This window comes from Cupriavidus sp. SK-3 (assembly GCF_000611145.1).
GTDB lineage: Bacteria > Pseudomonadota > Gammaproteobacteria > Burkholderiales > Burkholderiaceae > Cupriavidus.
This window is the reverse complement of sequence record NZ_JFJV02000018.1, coordinates 98,996-119,301: the sequence shown is the minus strand read 5'-3', so window position 1 is coordinate 119,301 and position 20,306 is coordinate 98,996. Positions and strand designations below refer to the sequence as shown.

The following is a 20,306-nucleotide window of genomic DNA, read 5'->3' as shown; positions in this document are numbered from 1 at the left end:
TATCTTGCTCCCCGCGCGGGACGACGCAATTGGACCAAGGTCCCATGGTGCCGGCTCTTCCGCGATGGTAAGTTCGTTCCGGAATGCGTCGAGAGTATGCGTGGCCACCGGCATGGCTGCGCCCGCCTCCGGCGCGCATGGGAGCGGCTATGGCACGTGTGCAATGGTGGCGTGAGCACCCGGAGAAACTACGCGGCGGCAGCATGGTAGCTCTCCTGGTCCTGCTCCTCCTGCTTGTGTTCTTCGTGCCGTTTTCCGTGGCGCCGAACAGCCTCCACGCGCGGCTGATGCGGGAGCTGCTCCTGTCACTTATTCTGCTGACCGGCGTGGTTGCAGTGTCGGACCGCCGCTTGCAGTTCCTGATCGTCGCGCTGGTCGCCGGTGCGGCGCTGCTGGTGCGCTGGGCGGGATGGCTCTTTGCGCCGGCGCACGCGCACGCGCAGGGGATGATAATTGGCGAAACCGCGCTCATTTCACTTGGCCTTCTTGGCGTGGTCATCGGGATCAGGGTTTTCAGCCCCGGCACGGTGACATTCGACAGGATCCTGGGCGCCGTGTCCCTCTACATACTGATCGGCGTCGTCTGGGCGGAGGCCGACCACCTTGTCAGCATTCACATCCCCGGCGCCTACGCCGGAATCCCGAACACCTACACGTCTTCAGATCACTCGGTCTGGCTCTACTTCAGCTTTGTCACGCTGACGACGGTAGGCTATGGTGACATCACGCCGATCGCCAATCCTGCACGGGCGCTTGCCATTCTTGAGGCGCTGATCGGCCAGCTCTATCCGGCGATCGTGCTGGCGCGGCTGGTGTCGCTACGGGTCGCGAGCGAGAGCTCCGGTCCCTGATCGGCGCCACGCCCAGTGGTGTCACTCGCCACGCGTCGAGCGGATCGCCGCGGCAATATCGCGGCAGACCGCGGCCAGCGCCCGGCTGTGCGCGGCGACGAGCGCATCGTAACCAGGCGCGCCGGCAGGCTCGCTCACGATACTCCGGCCGCTCACCGGCGTTCCCTGTTTTGGCGGCCGCACCAGCCACAACACCGAGACTGTCGCCGCATCGCCCGGTGCGGAATCGAAGCGCTGAATGTCGACCGCGACCTGATACGCCGTCGCCCGGTCCGCCCATTGCGGATAGCTTGAAACACGCGCACCGGGAAGGAGCTGGGCCAGGTCTGCAGCCATCACGTTCACAACCTGGCTCTTCAGCGGCTCGGCCCAGCGCGCGAACTCGTCAATCCTTACCTCTGTCGCATTGACCCGCAGCACCAGTTGCGGGCGGTCGACAATCTCCGGCACCGCTACCAGCCCGATTGAGACAGCGAGTGGCGCAACACCGGCGTCAACGGGCGCCATTGCCCCCTCCGGACTCAGAGTATAGAAAGCTGCCTGAGGCGAACTCGCGCAGCCGCCAAGCATCGAGGCCGCAAGTAGCGCAGCTGTCAGAAAAAGAGAGCGCATCACTTCTTGTCCTCCGTCTTGCCGCGAATCAGCGCTTCCGGATGGCGTTCGAGATAGTCCGCGAGAGCGCGAAGCGATGCCGCCGTGCGCGACAGTTCCCGCATCGTATCGGCGGTACTCTGCAGCAGCGCCGAGTCCGGCTGCATCGCGGTGTTTGCCGAATCGAGCGCCGTGCGCGCCGAAACGATCGCGGCGCGCGCCCCCCGNCGTGCGCGCCGAAACGATCGCGGCGCGCGCCTCCGGCGCCACTTCCGCGTCGAGCGTCTTGAGCAGCTTGTCCACATTCTGCAAGGTCACGCGGACATCCTTCCCAATGCCCTCGAACGGCACCTTGTTGAGCTTGGCAACCAGGCTTGTGATCGAATCCTGAAGCGACTGCAGGCCACCAGGAACGGTCGGCAATTCCGGAGGCTTGGCGTCCCAGTCCACCGTCGCCTTGGGAGCCGCTGGAAAGAAATCCAGTGCGACGTAAAGCTGCCCGGTCAGCAGGTTTCCGGTTCTCAGCTGGCCGCGGAAGCCATGTTCAACCAGCCAGATGGCAAGCGCGTGAGGGTTGTCCGTGATCCTGCCCCCCTTGCCCTTGACTCCCGATTCGTAGCGCGACGTGAAGCGCTCCGGATAAAGGCGCACCTCGACCGGAATGCTGAATTCCTTCTTTTCCCGGTCGAAGCGCGTATATATGCCTGTCACCTCGCCCACCACGATGCCGCGGAAATCGACAGGCGCGCCGATCGTCAGGCCTCGTACCGACTCCTTGAAGCTCAGCACGAATGCCTCGGAAATCTTGTCATGGCGCTTCATCGCCTCCGCGCGATCCCGGAACAAGTCGAATTGGGCGTTGGCCTCGGCCTGCGGCCCGCTCTCCGCATCATCGGGGGATTGAAATGCGACCCCGCCAATGAGGATCGCCACCATCGATTGCGTATTGACCTTCACACCGCCCGTATCGAGCGACACATCGACGCCGCTTGCATGCCAGAAGCGCGTATTGTCATGCACGTACTTGTCGTAGGGTGCGTTGATAAATACCCGCAGCGTGACACCGTTTCCGTCGGGGTCCATGGTGTAGGAGGAAATCTGGCCGACCTGCAAGCGCCTGAAGAAAACGGGCGTTCCGATGTCGAGCGAGCCCATGTCCTCGCTCTTGAGCACGTACTCCCGCCCGGGGACGTCCTTTGCGAAAACCGGCGGGATCTCGAGGCCGACGAAGTCGCGCCGCGCCTTGGCCTGGGTGCCGACATCCGTGCCGATATACGAGCCGGACAACAGCGTGCCCAGGCCCGATACCGTCCCGCCCGAGATGCGCGGCCGCACCACCCAGAAGCGGGTGTCGTCGACCAGCAGATCCGTCGCGTCCTTGGCCAGTTCAGCGCTTGCAATGACGCCGCGGTGGTCCTTCGACAGGGCGACGCTCTTGACGACGCCGATGTCTACATCCTTGTACTTGATCTTGGTCTTTCCCGCCTCGATACCTTCACCGGTGTTGAAGCTGATGGTGATGGTCGGACCTTTCTGGAGGATCGCCTGCATCGCGAGCCAGCCACCGATCAGCACCGCGACCAGCGGCACCAGCCAGACGAGTTGCAGGCGCCAGCGCGAGCGCTGCGTGACTGCCACCTCGGGAAAGTCAGGCGAGCCGGGTTCGTCGTTTTGTTCAGGAGGATTGGCCACGATCCTTCTCCACGGCATCCCAGATCAAACGCGGGTCGAACGACATCGCGGCGAACATCGTCAGCACCACCACCGCGCCAAACGCCACCGAGGCGGGGCCGGCCTTGATCGTCGCCAGTGAACTGAACTGCACCAGTGCAACCAGAAGCGTGATGACGTAAATGTCGAGCATCGACCAGCGCCCGACAATCTCCACCAGGCGATAGATGCGCGTCCGCCACCCACGCAGCCACCGCGAGTGGAACTGAGCCGAACTGACGAGAAACAGCATGGCGATGATCTTGAGCATCGGCACCGCGATACTCGCAATAAAGACCACGCACGCCAGCAACCGGGCACCGGAGGTCCAGAGGTAGACCACACCGCTCAGGATCGTGTCCTCCTCCGAGCCGAAGAGCGAGCTCGTGTCCATCACGGGCAGCAAGTTGGCCGGGATATACAGGATCATCGCTGCAATCAGGAACGCCCAGGTGCGGGCGATGCTGGCCGGCTTGCGGAAGTGCAGATGCGTGCCGCAACGCGGGCAGCTGCCTTCATGGGCATGAGGAGCCGGCCGCGACAACAGTCCGCAGCTGTGGCAGACCAGCAGGCCCGCGCGGGCCGCCGTGGTGGCGGAGGCAGCGATCACGCCGCTTCCCCTTGCGTGCGACGCCGCATCAATCCGGGCCCACAGATCGCGAACGTCGAACGCGGAGGCCGCAGCGGCAAGCAGGAGCATCACCGCCCCGAACGCCCACATGGCGACGCCGGTCACCACGGTGGCGATATGCGCGAGTTTGACCAGAGCGACCAGCATGCCAAGGATCAGGACTTCAGTCATGCCCCAGGGTGCTGCCAGTTCCAGTATGCGAAACCCCAGGTCGGGCCGGCGCGGCAACCGCCGCAACCGCAGCGGCAGCAGGAGATACGTCATCGCCAGCATTCTCAGCAGCGGCATCATGAGCGTGGTAACGAACACGAGACCGGCGAGTGGCCACATGCCATCGCGATAGAGGATCCGGACCGCGCCGAACAGCGTCGTCTGGACGAGGTCGCCGTTCACCGACAGGCCCACCACCGGAAACGTGTTCGCCACGATGAACAGCACGATCGCGGCGAGCGTCAATGCGAGCGCGCGATCGAGGCTCGCCGGGCGGCTTCGATAGAGTTCCGCGCCGCAGCGCCGGCAGCGTGCGACGCCGGCGATCGGCAGGGCCGTCTCGCGCTGCAGCAGGTCGCACTCGTGGCAGGCGATCAGGCGCGCCGCTGTCATGGCAGTGATTTGCTGGTGCCGGAAGGCGAGGCGTCCGGCGGCACGGCTTTGCTGCCGTCGCCATACACCACCGAGGTCATGCGTTCGGCGTCGACCACCCAGCCGCCACCCATTGCCTTATAGAGATTCACGCTTGAGGTAAAGACCGTCCCTTGCGCTTGCGCGTAGCTCAGTTGCGCGTTGAAGAGGCTGCGTTCGGCATCCAGCACTTCGATGTAGCTTGTGTATCCGCCCTCGTAGCGCAGCCGTGCGAGCCGCGCATAGGTCGCCAGCGCATCGACCTGCCGGCCCTGCACGACGAGTTTTTCGCGCGTCTTCTGCAGCGACACCAGCGAGTCCGCGACCTCCTGAAAAGCCACCTGGATTGCCTTCTGGTACGTGAACAGCGCCTGTTGCTGCAGCGCCTCGGCCTGCTTGACCTGCCCGCTGATGTTGCCCGCGGTAAAGATTGGCACGGTCACCGCACCTGCGTATGACCACAACCTGGCCGGGCCGGTGAAGAGTTGCGAGAACTGGGTGCTCGCCGTGCCGAACACGCCGGTCAGCGAGATTGACGGGAAGTAAAGCGCCCGCGCCGCGCCAATCAGCGCGTTGGCGGCGATCAGGTCCTGCTCGGCCTGCCGCAGGTCGGGGCGGCGTTCGAGCAGTTCGGATGGCAGCCCGGCAGGCACCAATGGCAACACCAGGTCGTCCAGCCTGCGGTCACGCTGGATCGGTTGCGGGTTCTGCCCCAGGAGGATGGATAGCGCATCCTCCTGTTGCGCAATCTGGAGTTCGATCTGCGGAATCGTCGACAGCGAGGACTCGTATTCGGACTGGCTCTGCGCCAGCTCCATCTGCGACACTTCCCCGCCCTTGTAGCGCAACTCGAATACGTGCACCGACTCTGCCCGGCTTGCCACGGTCGCCTTGGCGATTTCCAGTTGCCGGTCGAGCGACAGCAGGTTCACATACGACGACGCCACGGAAGCCACCAGCGTCAGGATCGTCGCACGCCTGCCTTCCTCGCTCGCCAGCAGGCTCGCCCGGGCGGACTCCGTCTGGCGGCGCAACTTGCCGAAGACATCGATCTCCCATGCTGCGGAGAGCGTCGCCTGGTACTGGTTGAATACCTGCCCGACACCGGACGGCAATGCCGCCGTCCCTAGCGGCACACGCTCACGCTGTGCCCCGGCGCCCGCGCCGAGTTGCGGGAACAACTGCGAGCGCGTGCTCTGGAACTGCCCGAGAAACTGTTCGACGCGCGCCGCCGCGATCTTCACGTCCTTGTTCTCGGCCAGCGCCGTCGCGATCAGATCGTTGAGCGCCGGATCCTCGAACTGCACCCACCAGGTCGTATTGACGAGATCCTGCGCATCCGCTTCGGCAAAGCGGAAGGTAGCCGGCGTGTTGACGGCCGGCCGCTGGTAGTTCGGCCCGAGCAGGCAGCCGCCGAGCGTCAGCAAGGCCATTAGCGAAAGAGCCGAAGTGCGCATGTCATTCGTCCTCGCGTCTGGCGGACGGCGTGGCCGTCGGGCCGCCCGCTCCCGCCCCAATGGAGCCCGGTGCCGGCTCGCCAGGCGCGCCGCCTTCCGGACCGGGAGTCTTCTTGCCCCCGCCTTTTTTCTCCGACATGGTTTCGAGCACGTAGAAGAACATCGGGATGAAAAACACCGCGATCACCGTGGCGCCGAGCATGCCGCCAATGACGCCGGTCCCGATCGAATGCCGGCTGTTCGCCGAAGCGCCAAGCGCAATCGCCAGCGGCACGCAGCCCAGGATGAAGGCCAGGGAGGTCATCACAATCGGGCGCAGCCGTTCGGTCGCCGCCGTGACGGCGGCGTCGTAGACCGACTCCCCCTGCTCCCGGTTCAGCACGGCAAACTCGAAGATCAGGATCGCGTTCTTGGCCGCCAGCGCGACCAGCATCGTCAGGCCGATCTGGAAGTAGACGTCGTTCTCGAGGCCACGCAGCAGGATGGCAAGCAACGCGCCGAAAAGCGCGAACGGCACCGCCATCAGCACGCCCACCGGCAAGCTCCACTTCTCGTACTGCGCCGCGAGAATCAGGAACACCATGACCAGGCCGAACACGAACACAAGCGCCGACGAGCTGCTGGCCTTCAGGGCTTCGTACGCCTCGCCGCTCCACCCCACCCCGTAGTCGTTGGGCATCACCTCGTCCGCCACCTCTTGCAGCGTGGAAAGGACCTGCCCCGAGCTGTATCCCGGGGCCGCATTGGCGGTAATCTTGACCGCCGGGAAATTATTGAAACGCGTCACCAGATCCGGACCGGTGACGAACTTGGTGGTCACCACGGCCTTTATCGGGACCATGTTGCCGGTCTTGCCGCGCACGAAGATCTGGTCGAGATCCCCGGGCTTGAGCCGATAGGACGGCTCCGCCTGCAGAATGACCTGCCACAGCCGGCTCGAACGATTGAACTGCGAGACGTACAGCGAGCCGAACATGGTCTGCATCGCGCTGTACACTTCCTCGACCGGCACCCCCAGCGTTTCCGCCTTTTCACGGTCCACGTTGACCAGCAGCTGCTGTGCCGCTGCATTGAATGTCGACGTGACACGGGCCAGTTCGGGCCTTTGCTTCGCCTTGGCGATGAAGTCATTCACCACGCCCGCGAGTTGCGGGATGGTACCGTCCCCTTTGCTCTGGATCCACATCTCCGTGCCGCCGGTCGTACCTAGCCCCGGGATCGAAGGCGGATTGACCGGCAGGATGATCCCCTCTTTTACCTTCGAGAGTTGCTCGTAGGCGTCGATCAGCACGGCGCGCGCGTTCTGCGTTTTGATGTTGGCGAATTTATAGCGCTCGTCGAAGCTCTTGAAACCGATAAAGAACGCCCCGGCGTTATTCTTGTTCTGGCTGTCGAGCAGGCTATAGCCGTCGACCACCGTGACGCTGCCCACGGCCGGCTGCTTCATGAAGTAGTCGGTGACATGCTGGGACACCGCCCCGGTGCGATCCAGGCTCGCCGCGTCCGGCATGATCACCGCCCCGAGCAGATAGCCCTGGTCCTCGGGTGGCAGAAACGAAGTCGGGATCGACCGCATCATGACAACCGCAAGCGCGATCATGCCGACGAACAGCACCAGGGCCACCGCGAAGCGCTTGATGACCATCTTCACCAGGTTCGTATAGCCAGCGGTCATCCGCGCGAAGGCATTCTCGAACCACTTGAAGAAGCCCTTCTTTTCATGGTGTCCGGGTTTCAGCAGCAACGCCGCCAGCGCAGGCGACAGCGTGAGCGCGACCAGCCCCGAGAACACCACCGAGATCGCAATGGTGATGGCGAACTGCTTGTACAGTTGTCCGGTAATGCCCCCAAGGAACGCCACCGGCACGAATACCGCGCACAGCACAAGCACGATGGCGATCACCGGCCCCGTGACTTCGTCCATGGCCCGCTTGGCGGCGTCCGTCGGATTCAGCTTGTGAACGCTCATATTCCGTTCGACGTTCTCGATCACCACGATGGCGTCGTCCACCACGATGCCGATCGCGAGCACCATGCCGAACAAGGTCAGCATGTTGATCGAAAACCCGAGCGCCATCATGCCCATGCAGGTACCGACAATCGACACAGGGACCGCCAGCACCGGGATCAACGTGGCGCGCAGGCTCTGCAGGAATACGAACACGACGATCACCACCAGCACGAGCGCTTCGAAGAAGGTGTGAATGACGTCCGAGATCGACGCACGGGTGAACTCGGTCGTGTCCATCGCGACTTCGTACTCAAGCCCTTCCGGAAACGACTTCTTCATTTCCGCCAGCGTCTTGCGCACTTGGTTGGACACGTCGAGCGCATTGGCGCCCGGCTGCTGATAGACGGCGATCACCGTCGCCGGCTTGCCCTGGAACTTGCTGCGGATCGAATAGTCCTTGCTGCCGAGTTCGGCACGACCGATGTCCTTGAGACGCACCATCGCGGCATCGCCGCTCGCCGCGCGCAGGATGATGTTCTCGAACTCGGCCGGATTGCTCAGGCGGCCGGTGGTGGTTACCGCGAACGACTGCTCGACTGCCGCGCCGGTTGGCGACTGGCCGATGCTGCCGACCGCGAACTGCTGGTTCTGGTTGGCGACGGCCTTCTGCACGTCGGAGGCCGTGATACCGAGCTGCGCCATGCGGTCAGGCTTGAGCCAGATACGCATCGCGTAATCGGGCGTACCGAAGATGCTCGACTGATTGGCGCCGGGTATGCGCTTTAGCGCATCCAGCACGTAGATGTTGGTGTAGTTGGCGATGTAGGTTGCATCGTAGCGTTCGCTGGGCGAATAGATGGCGAGGACCATCATGAACGCCGAGGATTTTTTCTGCACCTGGATGCCTTGCGCCTGAACCGACGAAGGCAATTGCGGCAGCGCCAGGTTCACCCGGTTCTGCACGTCGACCTGGGCAAGCTCGGGGTTGGTGCCGATCTCGAAAAAGACGTTAAGGGTGAAGTTGCCGGTCGATGAACTCGAAGAGTTCATGTAGATCATGTTGTCCGCGCCGTTGACCTGCTGCTCGATCGGCGCCGCGACATTGTTTGCCACCACGTCCCCGGTAGCACCGGGGTACGTGGCGGAGACGGTAATTTGCGGCGGCGTAATGTCGGGATACTGCGCGATGGGCAGGTTGAGCATCGCCAGCGCGCCGCCGAGCGTGATTACGATCGAAATGACCGACGCGAAGATCGGCCGGTCAATGCAGAAATGGGAAATGTTCATTTCGCCTGCCCGGTCAGTTCGTCGCGCTAGTGTCAGACTGACGCCGCGACAGGCTTTGCTCTTCGCTGCGCGGCGTATCGGCGGCGGCTTTCTGGGCCGGCGCCTGAGTGATTTTCAGCGGCGTGTCGGCGACGACGCGAATGGCGCCGTCGACGACGATCCGCTCGCCGGCTTTCAGGCCCGCGTTGATGAACCAGTCATCACCGTTCCATTCCCCGGGTTCGACAACCCGTTGATGGCCTTTCGAATCTTTGTCGACAGTCCAGACGAAATGGCTCTTGGAACCCTGCAGCACGGCACGTCGTGGCACGAGAATCGCATTCGGGCGCACCGCGCCGGCAACCCGGGCGCGCACGAACTGTCCGGGGCGCAGGGTGCCTTGCGGGTTGGCGAACGAGGCCCGCACGAGGAAGGTTCCGGTTTGTGTGTTGAATGCCGGATTGGTGAAGTTGATACGGCCGCGGTCAGGGAACAGGCTGCCATCGGCAAGCACAACCGTGACCTCGAAGTCATTGTTGGGAGGAAACCGCAACTGGCCCTTCTCGACCTGGTCGCGATAGGACAGCAGTTCATTTTCGGAGATGCTGAAGTTCACCCACATGGGGTCAAGCTGGTAAACATAGGTAAGCAGGCCCGTCGCGGCCGCGGTCACATAGCTGCCGTCCTGCTGCCTTGCGAAGCTCGACACACCCAGGAGCGGGGACTTGATCGTCGTGTAGCTCAGGTTGAGTTCCGCGGTCCGGACCTCGCCCTGGGCGGCGATCACGGCGGCCTCGGCCTCCTTCTCGTTGCCCGTCGCGTTGTCAAGGTCCTTCTGGCTGAGAGCATTCTGCGCAGCTAGCGGAATCACGCGTGCCAGATTGGCCTTGGTCACCGTGAGCCTGGCCTGCTGCTGCGCGAGCTGGCCCTTTGCCGACTGGAGCGCCGCTTCGAATGGCTTGGCGTCCATCAGGAAGAGCGTCTCCCCGGCACGCACCAGCGCGCCCTCGGTATAGACGCGCTTCTCCAGGAAGCCATCGACGCGTGCGCGAATCTCGACCTCGCGCGAGCTTTGCGTCTGGGCGGTGAACTCGAATTCGACCGGCGTATCACGCTGCGCGACAGTCACGACCGTCACTTCGATTGCCGCGCGCGGCAACTCGTTCGCCGGCTTATGGCAACCGGCAAGCAGCACTAAAGTCGCACCGGAAAACGCGGCCAGCAGGCGGGCACGGTTGCGCGCTTGCCTGCAACCGACGTTTACGATCCGCGAAGGTGAGATCACCATTTGAGTCTCCCATTGGGAACTCGGACTCCTGGAACACAACGCAAGCAAGCCAGATCCGCAGCCAGCTACGGCGGCATGCCGTTGCCGGGCAACACAAGCGCGTCCCCCCGATTCACCCGCGTCAGCGCCATTGCGCTGAGGAACTTGTCGAGCACGATCGCCGCCGCGTCACTGCGCCATGCGGTCGCAGACGCGGTTCGCCCTGGTTTCGTCGTCATCTGTGGATCCCCAACTCTCCGGCCCTGCCCTCTACTGCTCCACTGCTCTGCTGCTCTACTGCACTGTGTATCCCCGGCCTGTCATGCATGCCGCCACCGCCCGGTTGAATGTCGCCATCTGCTGAGAAGCCTGCTGCTGGCCCGCTTGCTGCTGTTCGGCCGCGGCCTGGTTGCTGCGGCGCTGACGCGTGCCGCCGACCACTGTCCCCGTGACCGCGCCAGCCGCCGCACCCTTGCCGGCATCGCCCGCGATCGCACCCACCGCTGCGCCTACCGCCGCGCCGCCTGCCGCCCCCCTGACCCGGCCGCCTTGTTGCTGCGGGGCGCTCGGTTGACCGGATTGCTGCGCGATGGCCACCGGATCCACCCCCGTATTCTGCTTCGCCCACAACTGGCAATCGGCCGTATCCGAGTTTTGCTTCTGCGGACTCTGCCCTTTAGCCGGATAGATAATGGGCTGCTGCGCGGCAGCACCGAACGCCAGCATCCACGCGATCAGACCGGTTGAGACTCGCTGCATTCGTAGCATGGCGTGGAACTCCCAATACTTCCTGACCAAACGGCGCACTCGTCTGTCGCCACGCGCAGCTAACGCGCGCCGCACTGAACAGACACGACGCGCGCTTGCTGAAAGTGGCGCCCCGACTGAACGGGCGCCACGATCCGCCTCAGCGACTGAGCTTTGTGATCTTCTGACCTTGCAAGCCGAGGCCGGCCATCAATCCCTGCTGCCCATAGATGAAGGCGTAGACGTCCGATGTCAGGTTTTGGCTGGTCATGGATTTTGCAACGCCCTCGTCCACCACGACAACGCTCGGCCCGACGCCGACCGACATCCCGTCGCTATCGTTGAGATCGCTCAGAGCCTTGTCGTTCATGAAGAACATTGCCAGTGAGAAGGTCTGGGCGCCTGCCTGCAGGCCGTACGAGACCGCCGTGGCGTTGTAGTACCCCAGCACCGTGCCATCCGGAGCAAACATCACGCCGTTGCCACCTTGCGCGCCCACGAGGAAGCCCGCTTTCATGATGTCGGGGAACACCAGAACCCCCTTCGCCGCGGTCAGGAGGTTCTTGGTCCTGGGATTCGTCTCATTCAGCTTTGTCAGGGCCGCACGCGCGGCCGCTTCCAGCTGCGGGTCATTGCCCACGGTTGACGTCTGCTGGGTCGAACAGGCTACCGCGACCAGCAAGACCGGAATCGCGAGAATGAGCCGAAGGTACTTGATCATGATGCGTGCTCCATTCAGAAAACTACGACATGGCGTAAAGCGCATTCCCACCTGAGATTCTTTCCGGGTCACATCCATAGTGATATCCGGGTCCCGCCAAAGCAATTGGACCTTGGTCCAATAGCCAATAACCAATAGCCGCTCGCCGGGCGCTCGAAGCCGGCTGGCGTTCCTCACCCATCGGAAGTCGAATCGATGGCCGTGCGCACGGCCTTGATAAAGATCTCATCGTTAAACGGCTTGCGCAGATAGGCCGCCGCTCCAGCCGCCAATGCCTGCTCGCGGACACCGGCTTCGTCATGCGCCGTGATGAAGATCACCGGGATGCCGCTGCCCGTGAGCCGCCGCTGGACCTCAAGCCCGTTCAGACCGGGCATCTGCACATCGAGCACGACACAGCCCGGGCGATATGAAGGAATGGAATCGAACATATCCAGGAACTCATCCCCGGTTTTGAACGTTTCCGACGACAGCCCGATGGAGCGCAAAAGCCGCTTGATGGCACGACGCACCGATTCGTCGTCATCAACCACGGCGACGAACGGTTTGACTTTGCTCATGGCGAAATTCCCCATACAGGCACCGCAGGGCCCCACCTGATTCGACGCTCGATTAAGACTACGACAGTTGGAAGACCGCAGATATTGGACTTTGGTCCAACTACGCGCGAGGATGCGGACGCCATCCCGGCGCCGCCAGCACCGCGGCGTAAGGCGGTCTGACGAGGCGGTAGCGGGATCCCGGCATGACAGGGGGCCAGGCCGGCATCGGGTGCCGGGCCTGCCGCGCCGCAAGCAAGGCGCTCAGCGCGGCGCGTCCAGCAAGCTCGCCACCTTCGACGCGTGCACCTGCTCCGCGATCTCGCGCGCGGTCAGTCCGCGATTGTCGCGCAGATCCTGCCTGGCACCTTTGGCGAGCAGCAGGCGCACCGTATCGGCCCGGTCGTAGCCGGCCGCCCACATCAGCGCGGTGAGCCCGTTGCCGTAGGTGGCGTTGACGTCCACGCCAGCATCCAGCAACTGCCGCACCACCCCTGCGTGGCCCTCGCCTGCCGCATAGACCATGGCGCTCTTGTTTACGCGATCCGTGGCTGTCAGATCAGGATGGCGCACCAGCAGCATCGCCACGATCTCCTCATAGCCGCCAAAGGCCGCGGCCATCAGCGGCGTGACGCCCTGCACATTGGCCTGGCTGACATTGGCACCGTGCTCGACCAGCGTGCGCGCCATCTCGGTCAGGCCCCGCTTGCTGGCGGTGAGCAATGCGGTATCGCCAATGCGGTTGCGCGCGTCCACCGCCGCGCCTTGTTGCAGCGTGGCACGCACGCCCGCGGCGTCGCCCGCCCTGGCGGCCGCGAGCAAGCGGGCATTGAGGCCGATGTCGTCGTCTGCCCTTGCCGGCAGCCACAACATGCCAATGCCGCAAAGCAGCGCGGCGATCCCCGCGCGCCATCCTGTGCGTCCGTCCATGTCCGTCTCCCCCGCCACGCATATGTTGCCAGCCTCATCGCTGCACGCTTTCCGGCTAAGTGTGGTGCGTAAGGCGCGCAAATTCAAGGAACGTCCGAGCGCGTGCTGCGGCGCGGCAGTTATGCAGGCGATTGCGATACAAGGTTGTTTTGCCTGCACTCTTTCCTATACTGCTTTTGACCCCGGGCCGCCTCGGTGCGCAACGCGCACATGCTTTTGTCCTGGGAAAGCCGGGGGGCACAAATGAATGCAAGAAAGGAGCTCCCCATGCTCTCAGCACGCAGCCACTCCCGGTTGACCCTCCCCCTGCTACTCCTGGCCTTTGCCGCCTGCGCCGCGTCCGTTGCGACCGTCGCCTTCGGCGCGGACGAAATCCAGGGTGCTGCCACGACAACCGGCGCCGCCATGACCAGGCCCCTGCCATCGGTTACGCAGGCGCAACTCGATGCCGCCGGCGGCAACGCGAACGACTGGCTGCACTCGAACGGCTCCTACCTGCAGACCCGCTATTACCCGGGCAGCCAGATCAACACCAAAAACGTCGCCAGGCTCAAGCCGGCCTTCCAGTTCCAGACCGCCGTGCTCGAGTCCATGGAGACGGCGCCGATCGTGGTCAACGGCGTGATGTTCCTGACCACCTCCTACAACCACGTCTATGCGATCGATGCCGCGACCGGCAAGGAGTTCTGGCACTACAAGCACAAGATGGGTCCGATCACGACTTTCTGCTGCGGCCCGAACAATCGCGGCGTGGCAGTCAGCGGCGACCGTCTCTATATGGGCACGCTCGACGCCAAGCTGGTCGCGCTCGACGCCAGGACCGGCAAGTTGCTGTGGGAAACCCAGATCGCCGATCCCGAGCGGGGCTATTCGGAAACCATGGCGCCGGTCGTGGTGGACGACAAGATCCTGATCGGCACCAACGGCGGGGAGTACGGCATCCGTGGCTTCCTCAAGGCTTACAGCGTCACCGACGGCAAGCTGCTGTGGACCTTTTACACCATCCCCGAGAAAGGGCATGAAGGCGTCTGGGCCACCATGGACGCGACGGGCCGCGACATGAAGCGCGACATCGCTGCGGAGAAGAAGCAACTGGCCGACAAGGGCGGCGACTTCTACAAGTCCCTTGGTGGCGGCGTCTGGATGCCGCCGGCGATCGACCGCAAGAACAAGATGGCGATCTTCGTGGTGGGCAACCCATCGCCCGACCTGTATGGCGCCATCCGCCCCGGAGACAACCTCTATACCGACTCGATGGTGGCAGTCGACCTGGATACCGGCGCCTACAAATGGCACTCCCAATATGTCGCCCATGACGTGTGGGACCTTGACGCCGCCAGCCCGCCGATCCTGGTCGACGTGCGCGACAAGAGCGGCCAGATGATTCCCGGCGTGATCCACGGCGGCAAGACCGGCCACATCTATGTGCATGACCGCCGCGATGGCCATCTGATCCGCTTCTCCCAGGCCATGATCCCGCAGGAGAACATGTGGACGCTGCCCACCGCCTCCGGCGCGCGCATGCTGCCGGGCGCCAACGGTGGCGTGGAATGGTCGCCGATGGCATTCGACCCGAAGACGCGGCTGGCCTATGCCGCCAACCTGCACCAGCCCATGACTTACCAGGTGGAAGCGACGCCCTACCCCGGTGGCAAGCTATGGCTGGGCGGCGCGTTCAAGACCATCCCGTCCGAGGCGCAATGGGGCAAGCTCTCCGCCGTCAATATCGATACCGGCAAGGTTGCCTGGGACTTTAAGACCGAGCAGCCGCTGATCGGCGGCGTACTGGCCACCGCCGGCGGGCTGGTGTTCAACGGGGAAGGCAACGGCCTGTTCAGGGCCTTCGACGCGAGCACGGGCAAGAAGCTGTGGGAGTACCAGTGCGGCGCCGGGGTCAACGCACCCGCGGTTTCCTACATGGTGGGCGGCAAGCAGTACATCGCGGTAGCGGCGGGCGGCAACACGCAACTGGACTTCAAGCGCGGCAACACCGTGCTGGTGTTCGCGGTGCAATAGGCATGCGCAGCGCCCTCGGACGGCCCCGGCAGTTTGCGCTGCCGGGGATGGCGCTTGTTCTGTGCGTGTTGCTGGCATGCGCGGCCGGCATCGCGCGCGCCGACCCCGAGGCCGGCAAGCGCAAGGCGGAAACCTGCGTGGCGTGCCACGGGCCGACGGGAAACCCCGGCAATCCGGGCTATCCGGTGCTCGCCGGCCAGACCGCGCGCTACATCTACGTGCAGCTAAGGGACTTCCAGGAAGGCCGCCGCGGCCACCCGCCGATGACGCCGATGGCCACGCCGCTATCGCGCGAGGATATGCTGGACCTGGCGGATTATTTCGCGGCGCAGAAACCCATTTCTTCCCAGTTCAAGGCAGACGGGCAAAAAGTGGAAGCCGGCAGGAAGAAGTCCGAAGAGGTGCTCTGCACCATGTGCCATCTCGGCAGCTTCAGCGGGCAGAATGAAATTCCCCGCGTGGCCGGACAGCAGTACGCCTATATCGTCAAGCAACTGGAAGACTTCCGCGCGCACAAGCGCACCAATGACGCCGGCAACATGACCAGCGTGGCGCGTGGCTTGTCAGACGCGGATATCCAGAACCTCGCCAACTACATAGCGAACCTGCAATAGGCCCCTGGCCCCTGCCCCCTGCCCCTGGCCCACCGTGCGGAAACAAAAAAACGGGGCATGCGCCCCGTTCAAACCCTCGTCAGTCCGGACCTCCGGCCGCAAGCTGCACGGCCACCGGACCGTCGATCACCGATGCTCGGTCAGTGGGGATCCGCGAGGATCCCCGTCAATCAGTTGGCGGATCAGTTGGTCGTCTTGGCGCCGGCCTCGAACCACTGGCCCAGCAGCGCCCGTTCGTCGTCCGTGATCTGCGTGACGTTGCCAAGCGGCATGGCCTTCTGCTGCACCGCTTGCTGATAGATCAGCTGCGCGTGCGCCTTGATCTCGTCGGCCGTGTCCAGCTTGATGCCCTTGGCGGCGGCCGGCATCATCTTCGGCGCGGCGGCATGGCACTGGACGCAGCGCGAGTTGATCACCTCCTGCACCTTGGTAAAGCTCACCTGCGCGGCAGCGCCTTCCTTGTTCGCCACCGTCTCGCGCGGCTGCGGCGCGATCATGACCGCGACCACGGCCAGCACCGCGACACCGGCGGCAGGCCAGGCTACGTTGATCTTGCCCTTGTGCTTGAGGATGAAGAACTGGCGGATCAGCACGCCGGCCAGCATGATCAGCACCAGCACGGCCCAGTTGTACCTGTAGCTGTAGGTCATGCTGTAGTGGTTCGACAGCATGGCGAACAGCACCGGCAGCGTGAAGTAGGTGTTATGCACGCTGCGCTGCTTGGCGTTCTTGCCATGCACCGGATCCACCGGATCGCCGGCGCGCAGCGCGGCAACCACCTTGCGCTGGCCGGGAATGATCCACACCAGCACGTTGGCGCTCATGATGGTGGCGATCATCGCGCCGGTCAGCAGGAACGCCGCGCGGCCCGAGAACACGTGGCAGGCCACATAAGCAGCCAGCGCGACGTAGATCGCCACCAGGATGCCGACGGTGCGGTCGCTCTTGCCGAACACGCGGCAGATGCAGTCGTAGACCACCCAGCCCACGCCGAGGTAAGACAGCGCAAACCCGATCGCCGCGCCCGCCGACATGTCCATGACGTTCTTGTCGACCAGGAACGTGCTGGCGTTGAACAGGTACAGCACCACCAGCAGGCCGAAACCGGTCATCCAGGTGGAATAGGACTCCCAGTAGAACCAGTGCAGGTTCTCCGGCAATGTCTTGGGCGCGCTCAGGTATTTCTGCGGGTTGTAGAAGCCGCCGCCGTGCACCGCCCATAGCTCGCCGCCCACGCCTTTCTCCTGCAGGTCGGGGTCATCGGGGCGGGTCAGGCTGTTGTCCAGCCAGACGAAATAGAACGAGGAACCGATCCATGCGATCGCGGTGATCACGTGCACCCACCGCAGCAGCATATTGGCCCAGTCGAGGATATAGCCTTCCATGTCTTGTCTCCTTTGTTTCCCGTACCGCGCTCAACTGCCGCGGTAGGTCGAGTACGACCAGGGGGAAACCAGCAGCGGCACGTGGTAGTGCGCGGCGGTATCGGCAATACCGAAACGCAGCGTCACCACGTCGAGGAAAGCTGGCTCGGGCAACTTCGTGCCCTGGGTGCGGAAATAATCGCCGGCACCGAATTCGAGTTCGTACACCCCGGCGGCCATGGTGTCGCCGTCCAGCAGGGGCTGGTCGCAACGGCCATCGTGGTTGGTGACGACTGTCTTCAGCGTCTCCTTGCGATTGTCGACAATTTTATGCAGGGTAATCGACATGCCGGCGCCGGGTGTGCCGGCTGCGGTGTCGAGTACATGAGTGGTCAAGCGTCCCATCCTGTTCTTCCTTAGGGCTTTGGGTTGTGAGAGGCGCCGCTGCCTTCACTAGCACCATTTGTGGGAATGGTGCCCGCTCGGTACGTATTTCTAACGCATCCCGGCGCTGGACTGGTGCAGGGCGACAATGCTTTGCACCACTCCGTATGGCAACTCGGGAATTACCCTGAGTTGTCGAAAACCTAGCTCGGTTTTGTTGACAATATTGCCGCCATAACCAAATAATTGTCAACAATTTTTGGGGCGCGCCACCCTGCTTTTACCCGCTGCCGGCGGCGCGCCGCTCCCCCTCCTCACCAATACGCTGGCGCCAAGATGTCCAAGAGTCTCAAGCTGATTGGCGGTGCCGATGACACCGCCGCCCCGACCGAAATCAAGCCCGCTCGCAAGGGCTCCGTTGAGGAGCGCATGTATCACGAGATCTATGACGCGATCATGGAGCACCGGCTGCCGCCGCGCACCAAGCTGACCGAGCATTCGCTGTGCGAAATCTATGCCACCGCGCGCCACACGGTGCGCAAGGTACTGGCGCACTTGGCCGCCGACGGCATGGTCGATCTCGAGCCCAACCGCGGCGCCTTTATCGCCAGCCCCTCCACCGACGAAGCGCACGACATGTTCGAACTGCGCCAGATGCTGGAGCGCGCCGTGCTGGAAAAGCTTGCCGCCATGCGCGACGTCAAGCGCGTGATCGCGCCGCTGCGCAAGATGGTGGAGGCCGAGCGCCAGGCTTTCCTCACCAATGAGCGCCCCAAATGGATCCGCCTGTCGGCCGAGTTCCATACCGCGCTGGCCGAGCTCTCCGGCAACGCGCTGCTGGTCACCATGATGCGCAGGCTGGTCTCGCGCACCACGCTGATGATTGCCAGCGTCGAGGCGCCAGGCAATAACGCCTGCTCCTTCGACGAGCACGAAGAGATTCTCGATGCACTGGAACAGGGCGACGCCGCCCTGGCCCAGAGCCGCATGGCGCACCACCTCGGCGCCTGCGCCGACCGCGTCCAGCCGGACGAACCGGGCAATTTCGATCTTCGCAGCGTGCTGGGTCACTCCACCTAGCAAGCTGTTCCCGCTGCCAACCCGCGGCCAAGGCCCGATTCCTGCTCATGACAACGCGTCCCCGATGAGGCGCGCCGCCGGAATCACATACCGAGAGCCCCCCCGCCCGGCAGCGTTCCCATCAAATCCAAAGGAGAGGAGACACACCCATGACTAGCGCTAGCACCACGGTCCCCACGGATCTAACCAACGAGCGGCTGCCTTCGGGCCGGCTGCTTGCGCTCGGCCTGCAGCACGTTCTGGTGATGTACGCCGGTACCGTGGCGGTGCCGCTGATCATTGGCGGCGCGCTCAAGCTGCCCAAGGACCAGCTCGCCTTCCTGATCAACGCCGACCTGTTCGCGGCGGGCCTGGCCACGCTGATCCAGGCCTTCGGCTTCTGGAAGTTCGGCATCCGCATGCCGGTGATGATGGGCGTGACCTTCGCTTCGGTGGCGCCGATGATCGCCATCGGCTCCGATCCCAATGTCGGCCTGCTCGGCATCTACGGCGCAGTGATCGCCGCGGGGGTGTTCGGTATCCTGGTGGCGCCGCTGATGGGGCGGATGCTCGGCCTGTTCCCGCCGGTGGTGACCGGCACGGTGATCACGCTGATCGGCGTATCGCTCATGCGCGTGGGCATCAACTGGGCCGCCGGCGGCCAGCCCACCACGCGTGCCGTGATCGACGGCGTGGTCAAGGACGTGCCGAACCTGGCGTACGGCGACCTGGGCAACCTCGGCATCGCGGCGCTGGTGCTGGTGGCGATCCTGCTGCTGAGCAAGTACGGGCGCGGCCTGATCTCCAACTGCGCGGTGCTGCTCGGCATCGTGATCGGCACGCTGGTGGCAATGGCGCTGGGCAAGGTCTCCTTCGAAGGCCTCGATGAAGCCAGCCTGATCGCGGTCATCACCCCGCTGCACTTCGGCATTCCCAAGTTCGACGTTGCCGCCACCCTGTCGATGTGCGTGGTGATGCTGATCACCCTGGTGGAATCCACCGGCATGTTCCTCGCGCTGGCCGATATCACCGGCAAGCGCCTGTCCAATGAAGACCTGACCCGCGGCCTGCGCGCCGACGGCCTGGGCACCGTGATCGGCGGGGTGTTCAACACCTTCCCCTACACTTCGTTCTCGCAGAACGTGGGCCTTGTGACCGTGACCGGCGTGCGCTCGCGCTATGTGGCGGCGGCCGGCGGCATCATCCTGATCGCGCTGGGCCTGTTCCCGAAGATGGCGCACATCGTGGCCTCGGTACCGCAGTTCGTGCTCGGCGGCGCCGGCATCGTGATGTTCGGCATGGTGGCCGCGACCGGCATCCGCATCCTCGGCTCCTGCGATTTCAACCGCAACCGCTTCAACCTGTTCATCGTCGCCATCTCGATCGGCTTCGGCATGATCCCGACACTGGCGCCGACCTTCTTCCAGTACCTGCCCAAGTGGACCGACCCGTTCACCCATAGCGGCATCGTGCTGGGGACCATCGTGGCGGTGGTGCTCAACGTCTTCTTCAACGGCATCCAGTCGCGCGAAGAGGCGATGCGCAACGCCGCTGCCAATACGCACGGCACGGAATAAGTCCTGCCGG

At 63.9% G+C, this 20,306-nt stretch carries 18 protein-coding genes and 1 pseudogene; 5 read left to right on the top strand and 14 right to left on the bottom strand.

From position 1 onward, the window contains the following. The first annotated feature begins 149 nt into the window (after positions 1-149). On the top strand, positions 150-851 hold the full coding sequence (locus CF70_RS01795) for a potassium channel family protein (protein ID WP_063830423.1): 702 nt from the start codon (positions 150-152) through the stop codon (positions 849-851). A gap of 21 nt (positions 852-872) precedes the next feature. Here the strand turns inward: CF70_RS01795 and CF70_RS01790 are convergent, their stop codons facing one another. The 12 genes and pseudogenes from CF70_RS01790 to CF70_RS01745 all read right to left on the bottom strand — a co-directional run bounded on the left by CF70_RS01790 (position 873) and on the right by CF70_RS01745 (position 13,282). Continuing rightward, a complete protein-coding gene (locus CF70_RS01790; protein WP_255350627.1) occupies positions 873-1,421 on the bottom strand; it encodes a PqiC family protein in 549 nt (182 codons plus the stop codon). Between the two features lie 41 nt (positions 1,422-1,462). Next, positions 1,463-1,669, bottom strand: a pseudogene (locus CF70_RS37255) (mammalian cell entry protein); the annotation flags it as partial. Between the two features lies 1 nt (position 1,670). Then, positions 1,671-3,134, bottom strand: a 1,464-nt coding sequence (locus CF70_RS01785) for an intermembrane transport protein PqiB (RefSeq protein WP_235184846.1), incomplete at its 3' end; no start/stop codon positions are given. Then, a complete protein-coding gene (locus CF70_RS01780) occupies positions 3,118-4,386 on the bottom strand; it encodes a paraquat-inducible protein A (RefSeq protein WP_035859496.1) in 1,269 nt (422 codons plus the stop codon). The genes CF70_RS01785 and CF70_RS01780, both read right to left, overlap by 17 nt. Next, on the bottom strand, positions 4,383-5,861 hold the full coding sequence (locus CF70_RS01775; protein WP_081861987.1) for an efflux transporter outer membrane subunit: 1,479 nt from the start codon (positions 5,859-5,861) through the stop codon (positions 4,383-4,385). Before CF70_RS01775 ends, CF70_RS01780 begins: the two co-directional genes overlap by 4 nt. Before the next feature lies 1 nt (position 5,862). Further along, complete coding sequence (locus CF70_RS01770) at positions 5,863-9,099, bottom strand: efflux RND transporter permease subunit (RefSeq protein ID WP_035859495.1); 3,237 nt, start codon at positions 9,097-9,099, stop codon at positions 5,863-5,865. Between the two features lie 13 nt (positions 9,100-9,112). Further along, a complete protein-coding gene (locus tag CF70_RS01765; RefSeq protein ID WP_035859494.1) occupies positions 9,113-10,366 on the bottom strand; it encodes an efflux RND transporter periplasmic adaptor subunit in 1,254 nt (417 codons plus the stop codon). A 65-nt stretch (positions 10,367-10,431) separates the two neighbouring features. Then, on the bottom strand, positions 10,432-10,584 hold the full coding sequence (locus CF70_RS36435; RefSeq protein ID WP_160172221.1) for a hypothetical protein: 153 nt from the start codon (positions 10,582-10,584) through the stop codon (positions 10,432-10,434). A 55-nt stretch (positions 10,585-10,639) separates the two neighbouring features. Beyond that, positions 10,640-11,113, bottom strand: coding sequence for a YMGG-like glycine zipper-containing protein (locus tag CF70_RS01760; protein WP_035859547.1), 474 nt, complete (start codon positions 11,111-11,113; stop codon positions 10,640-10,642). Positions 11,114-11,252: 139 nt separating this feature from the next. Further along, on the bottom strand, positions 11,253-11,813 hold the full coding sequence (locus CF70_RS01755) for a YSC84-related protein (protein ID WP_035859493.1): 561 nt from the start codon (positions 11,811-11,813) through the stop codon (positions 11,253-11,255). Between the two features lie 173 nt (positions 11,814-11,986). Further along, a complete protein-coding gene (locus CF70_RS01750) occupies positions 11,987-12,373 on the bottom strand; it encodes a response regulator transcription factor (protein ID WP_035859492.1) in 387 nt (128 codons plus the stop codon). Positions 12,374-12,616: 243 nt separating this feature from the next. After that, the gene (locus CF70_RS01745) at positions 12,617-13,282 is read right to left on the bottom strand and encodes an ankyrin repeat domain-containing protein (protein ID WP_051647964.1); all 666 of its coding nucleotides are present in this window, start codon (positions 13,280-13,282) and stop codon (positions 12,617-12,619) included. A gap of 267 nt (positions 13,283-13,549) precedes the next feature. On the opposite strand from CF70_RS01745, the gene CF70_RS01740 reads away from it, so the two are divergent. Continuing rightward, positions 13,550-15,298, top strand: a complete 1,749-nt coding sequence (locus tag CF70_RS01740; RefSeq protein WP_035859491.1) for a pyrroloquinoline quinone-dependent dehydrogenase — start codon at positions 13,550-13,552, stop codon at positions 15,296-15,298. A 2-nt stretch (positions 15,299-15,300) separates the two neighbouring features. Continuing rightward, positions 15,301-15,912: a c-type cytochrome gene (locus CF70_RS01735; protein WP_035859490.1), complete on the top strand. Its 612-nt coding sequence runs from the start codon at positions 15,301-15,303 to the stop codon at positions 15,910-15,912. A 182-nt stretch (positions 15,913-16,094) separates the two neighbouring features. Here the strand turns inward: CF70_RS01735 and CF70_RS01730 are convergent, their stop codons facing one another. Together CF70_RS01730 and uraH are read right to left on the bottom strand one after the other, a co-directional pair. Then, positions 16,095-17,297 (bottom strand): urate hydroxylase PuuD, encoded by a 1,203-nt coding sequence (locus CF70_RS01730; RefSeq protein ID WP_035859489.1) that lies wholly within the window; start codon positions 17,295-17,297, stop codon positions 16,095-16,097. 30 nt (positions 17,298-17,327) lie between these two features. Further along, entirely contained in the window at positions 17,328-17,681 is a 354-nt protein-coding gene (gene uraH / locus CF70_RS01725; protein ID WP_035859488.1) for a hydroxyisourate hydrolase, read from the bottom strand. A gap of 315 nt (positions 17,682-17,996) precedes the next feature. Between uraH and CF70_RS01720 the strand changes: the two genes are divergently transcribed. Both CF70_RS01720 and CF70_RS01715 read left to right on the top strand, forming a co-directional pair. Further along, positions 17,997-18,740, top strand: coding sequence for a GntR family transcriptional regulator (locus CF70_RS01720; protein WP_035859487.1), 744 nt, complete (start codon positions 17,997-17,999; stop codon positions 18,738-18,740). A 149-nt stretch (positions 18,741-18,889) separates the two neighbouring features. Beyond that, complete coding sequence (locus tag CF70_RS01715) at positions 18,890-20,296, top strand: nucleobase:cation symporter-2 family protein (protein ID WP_035859486.1); 1,407 nt, start codon at positions 18,890-18,892, stop codon at positions 20,294-20,296. Positions 20,297-20,306: the final 10 nt, after the last annotated feature.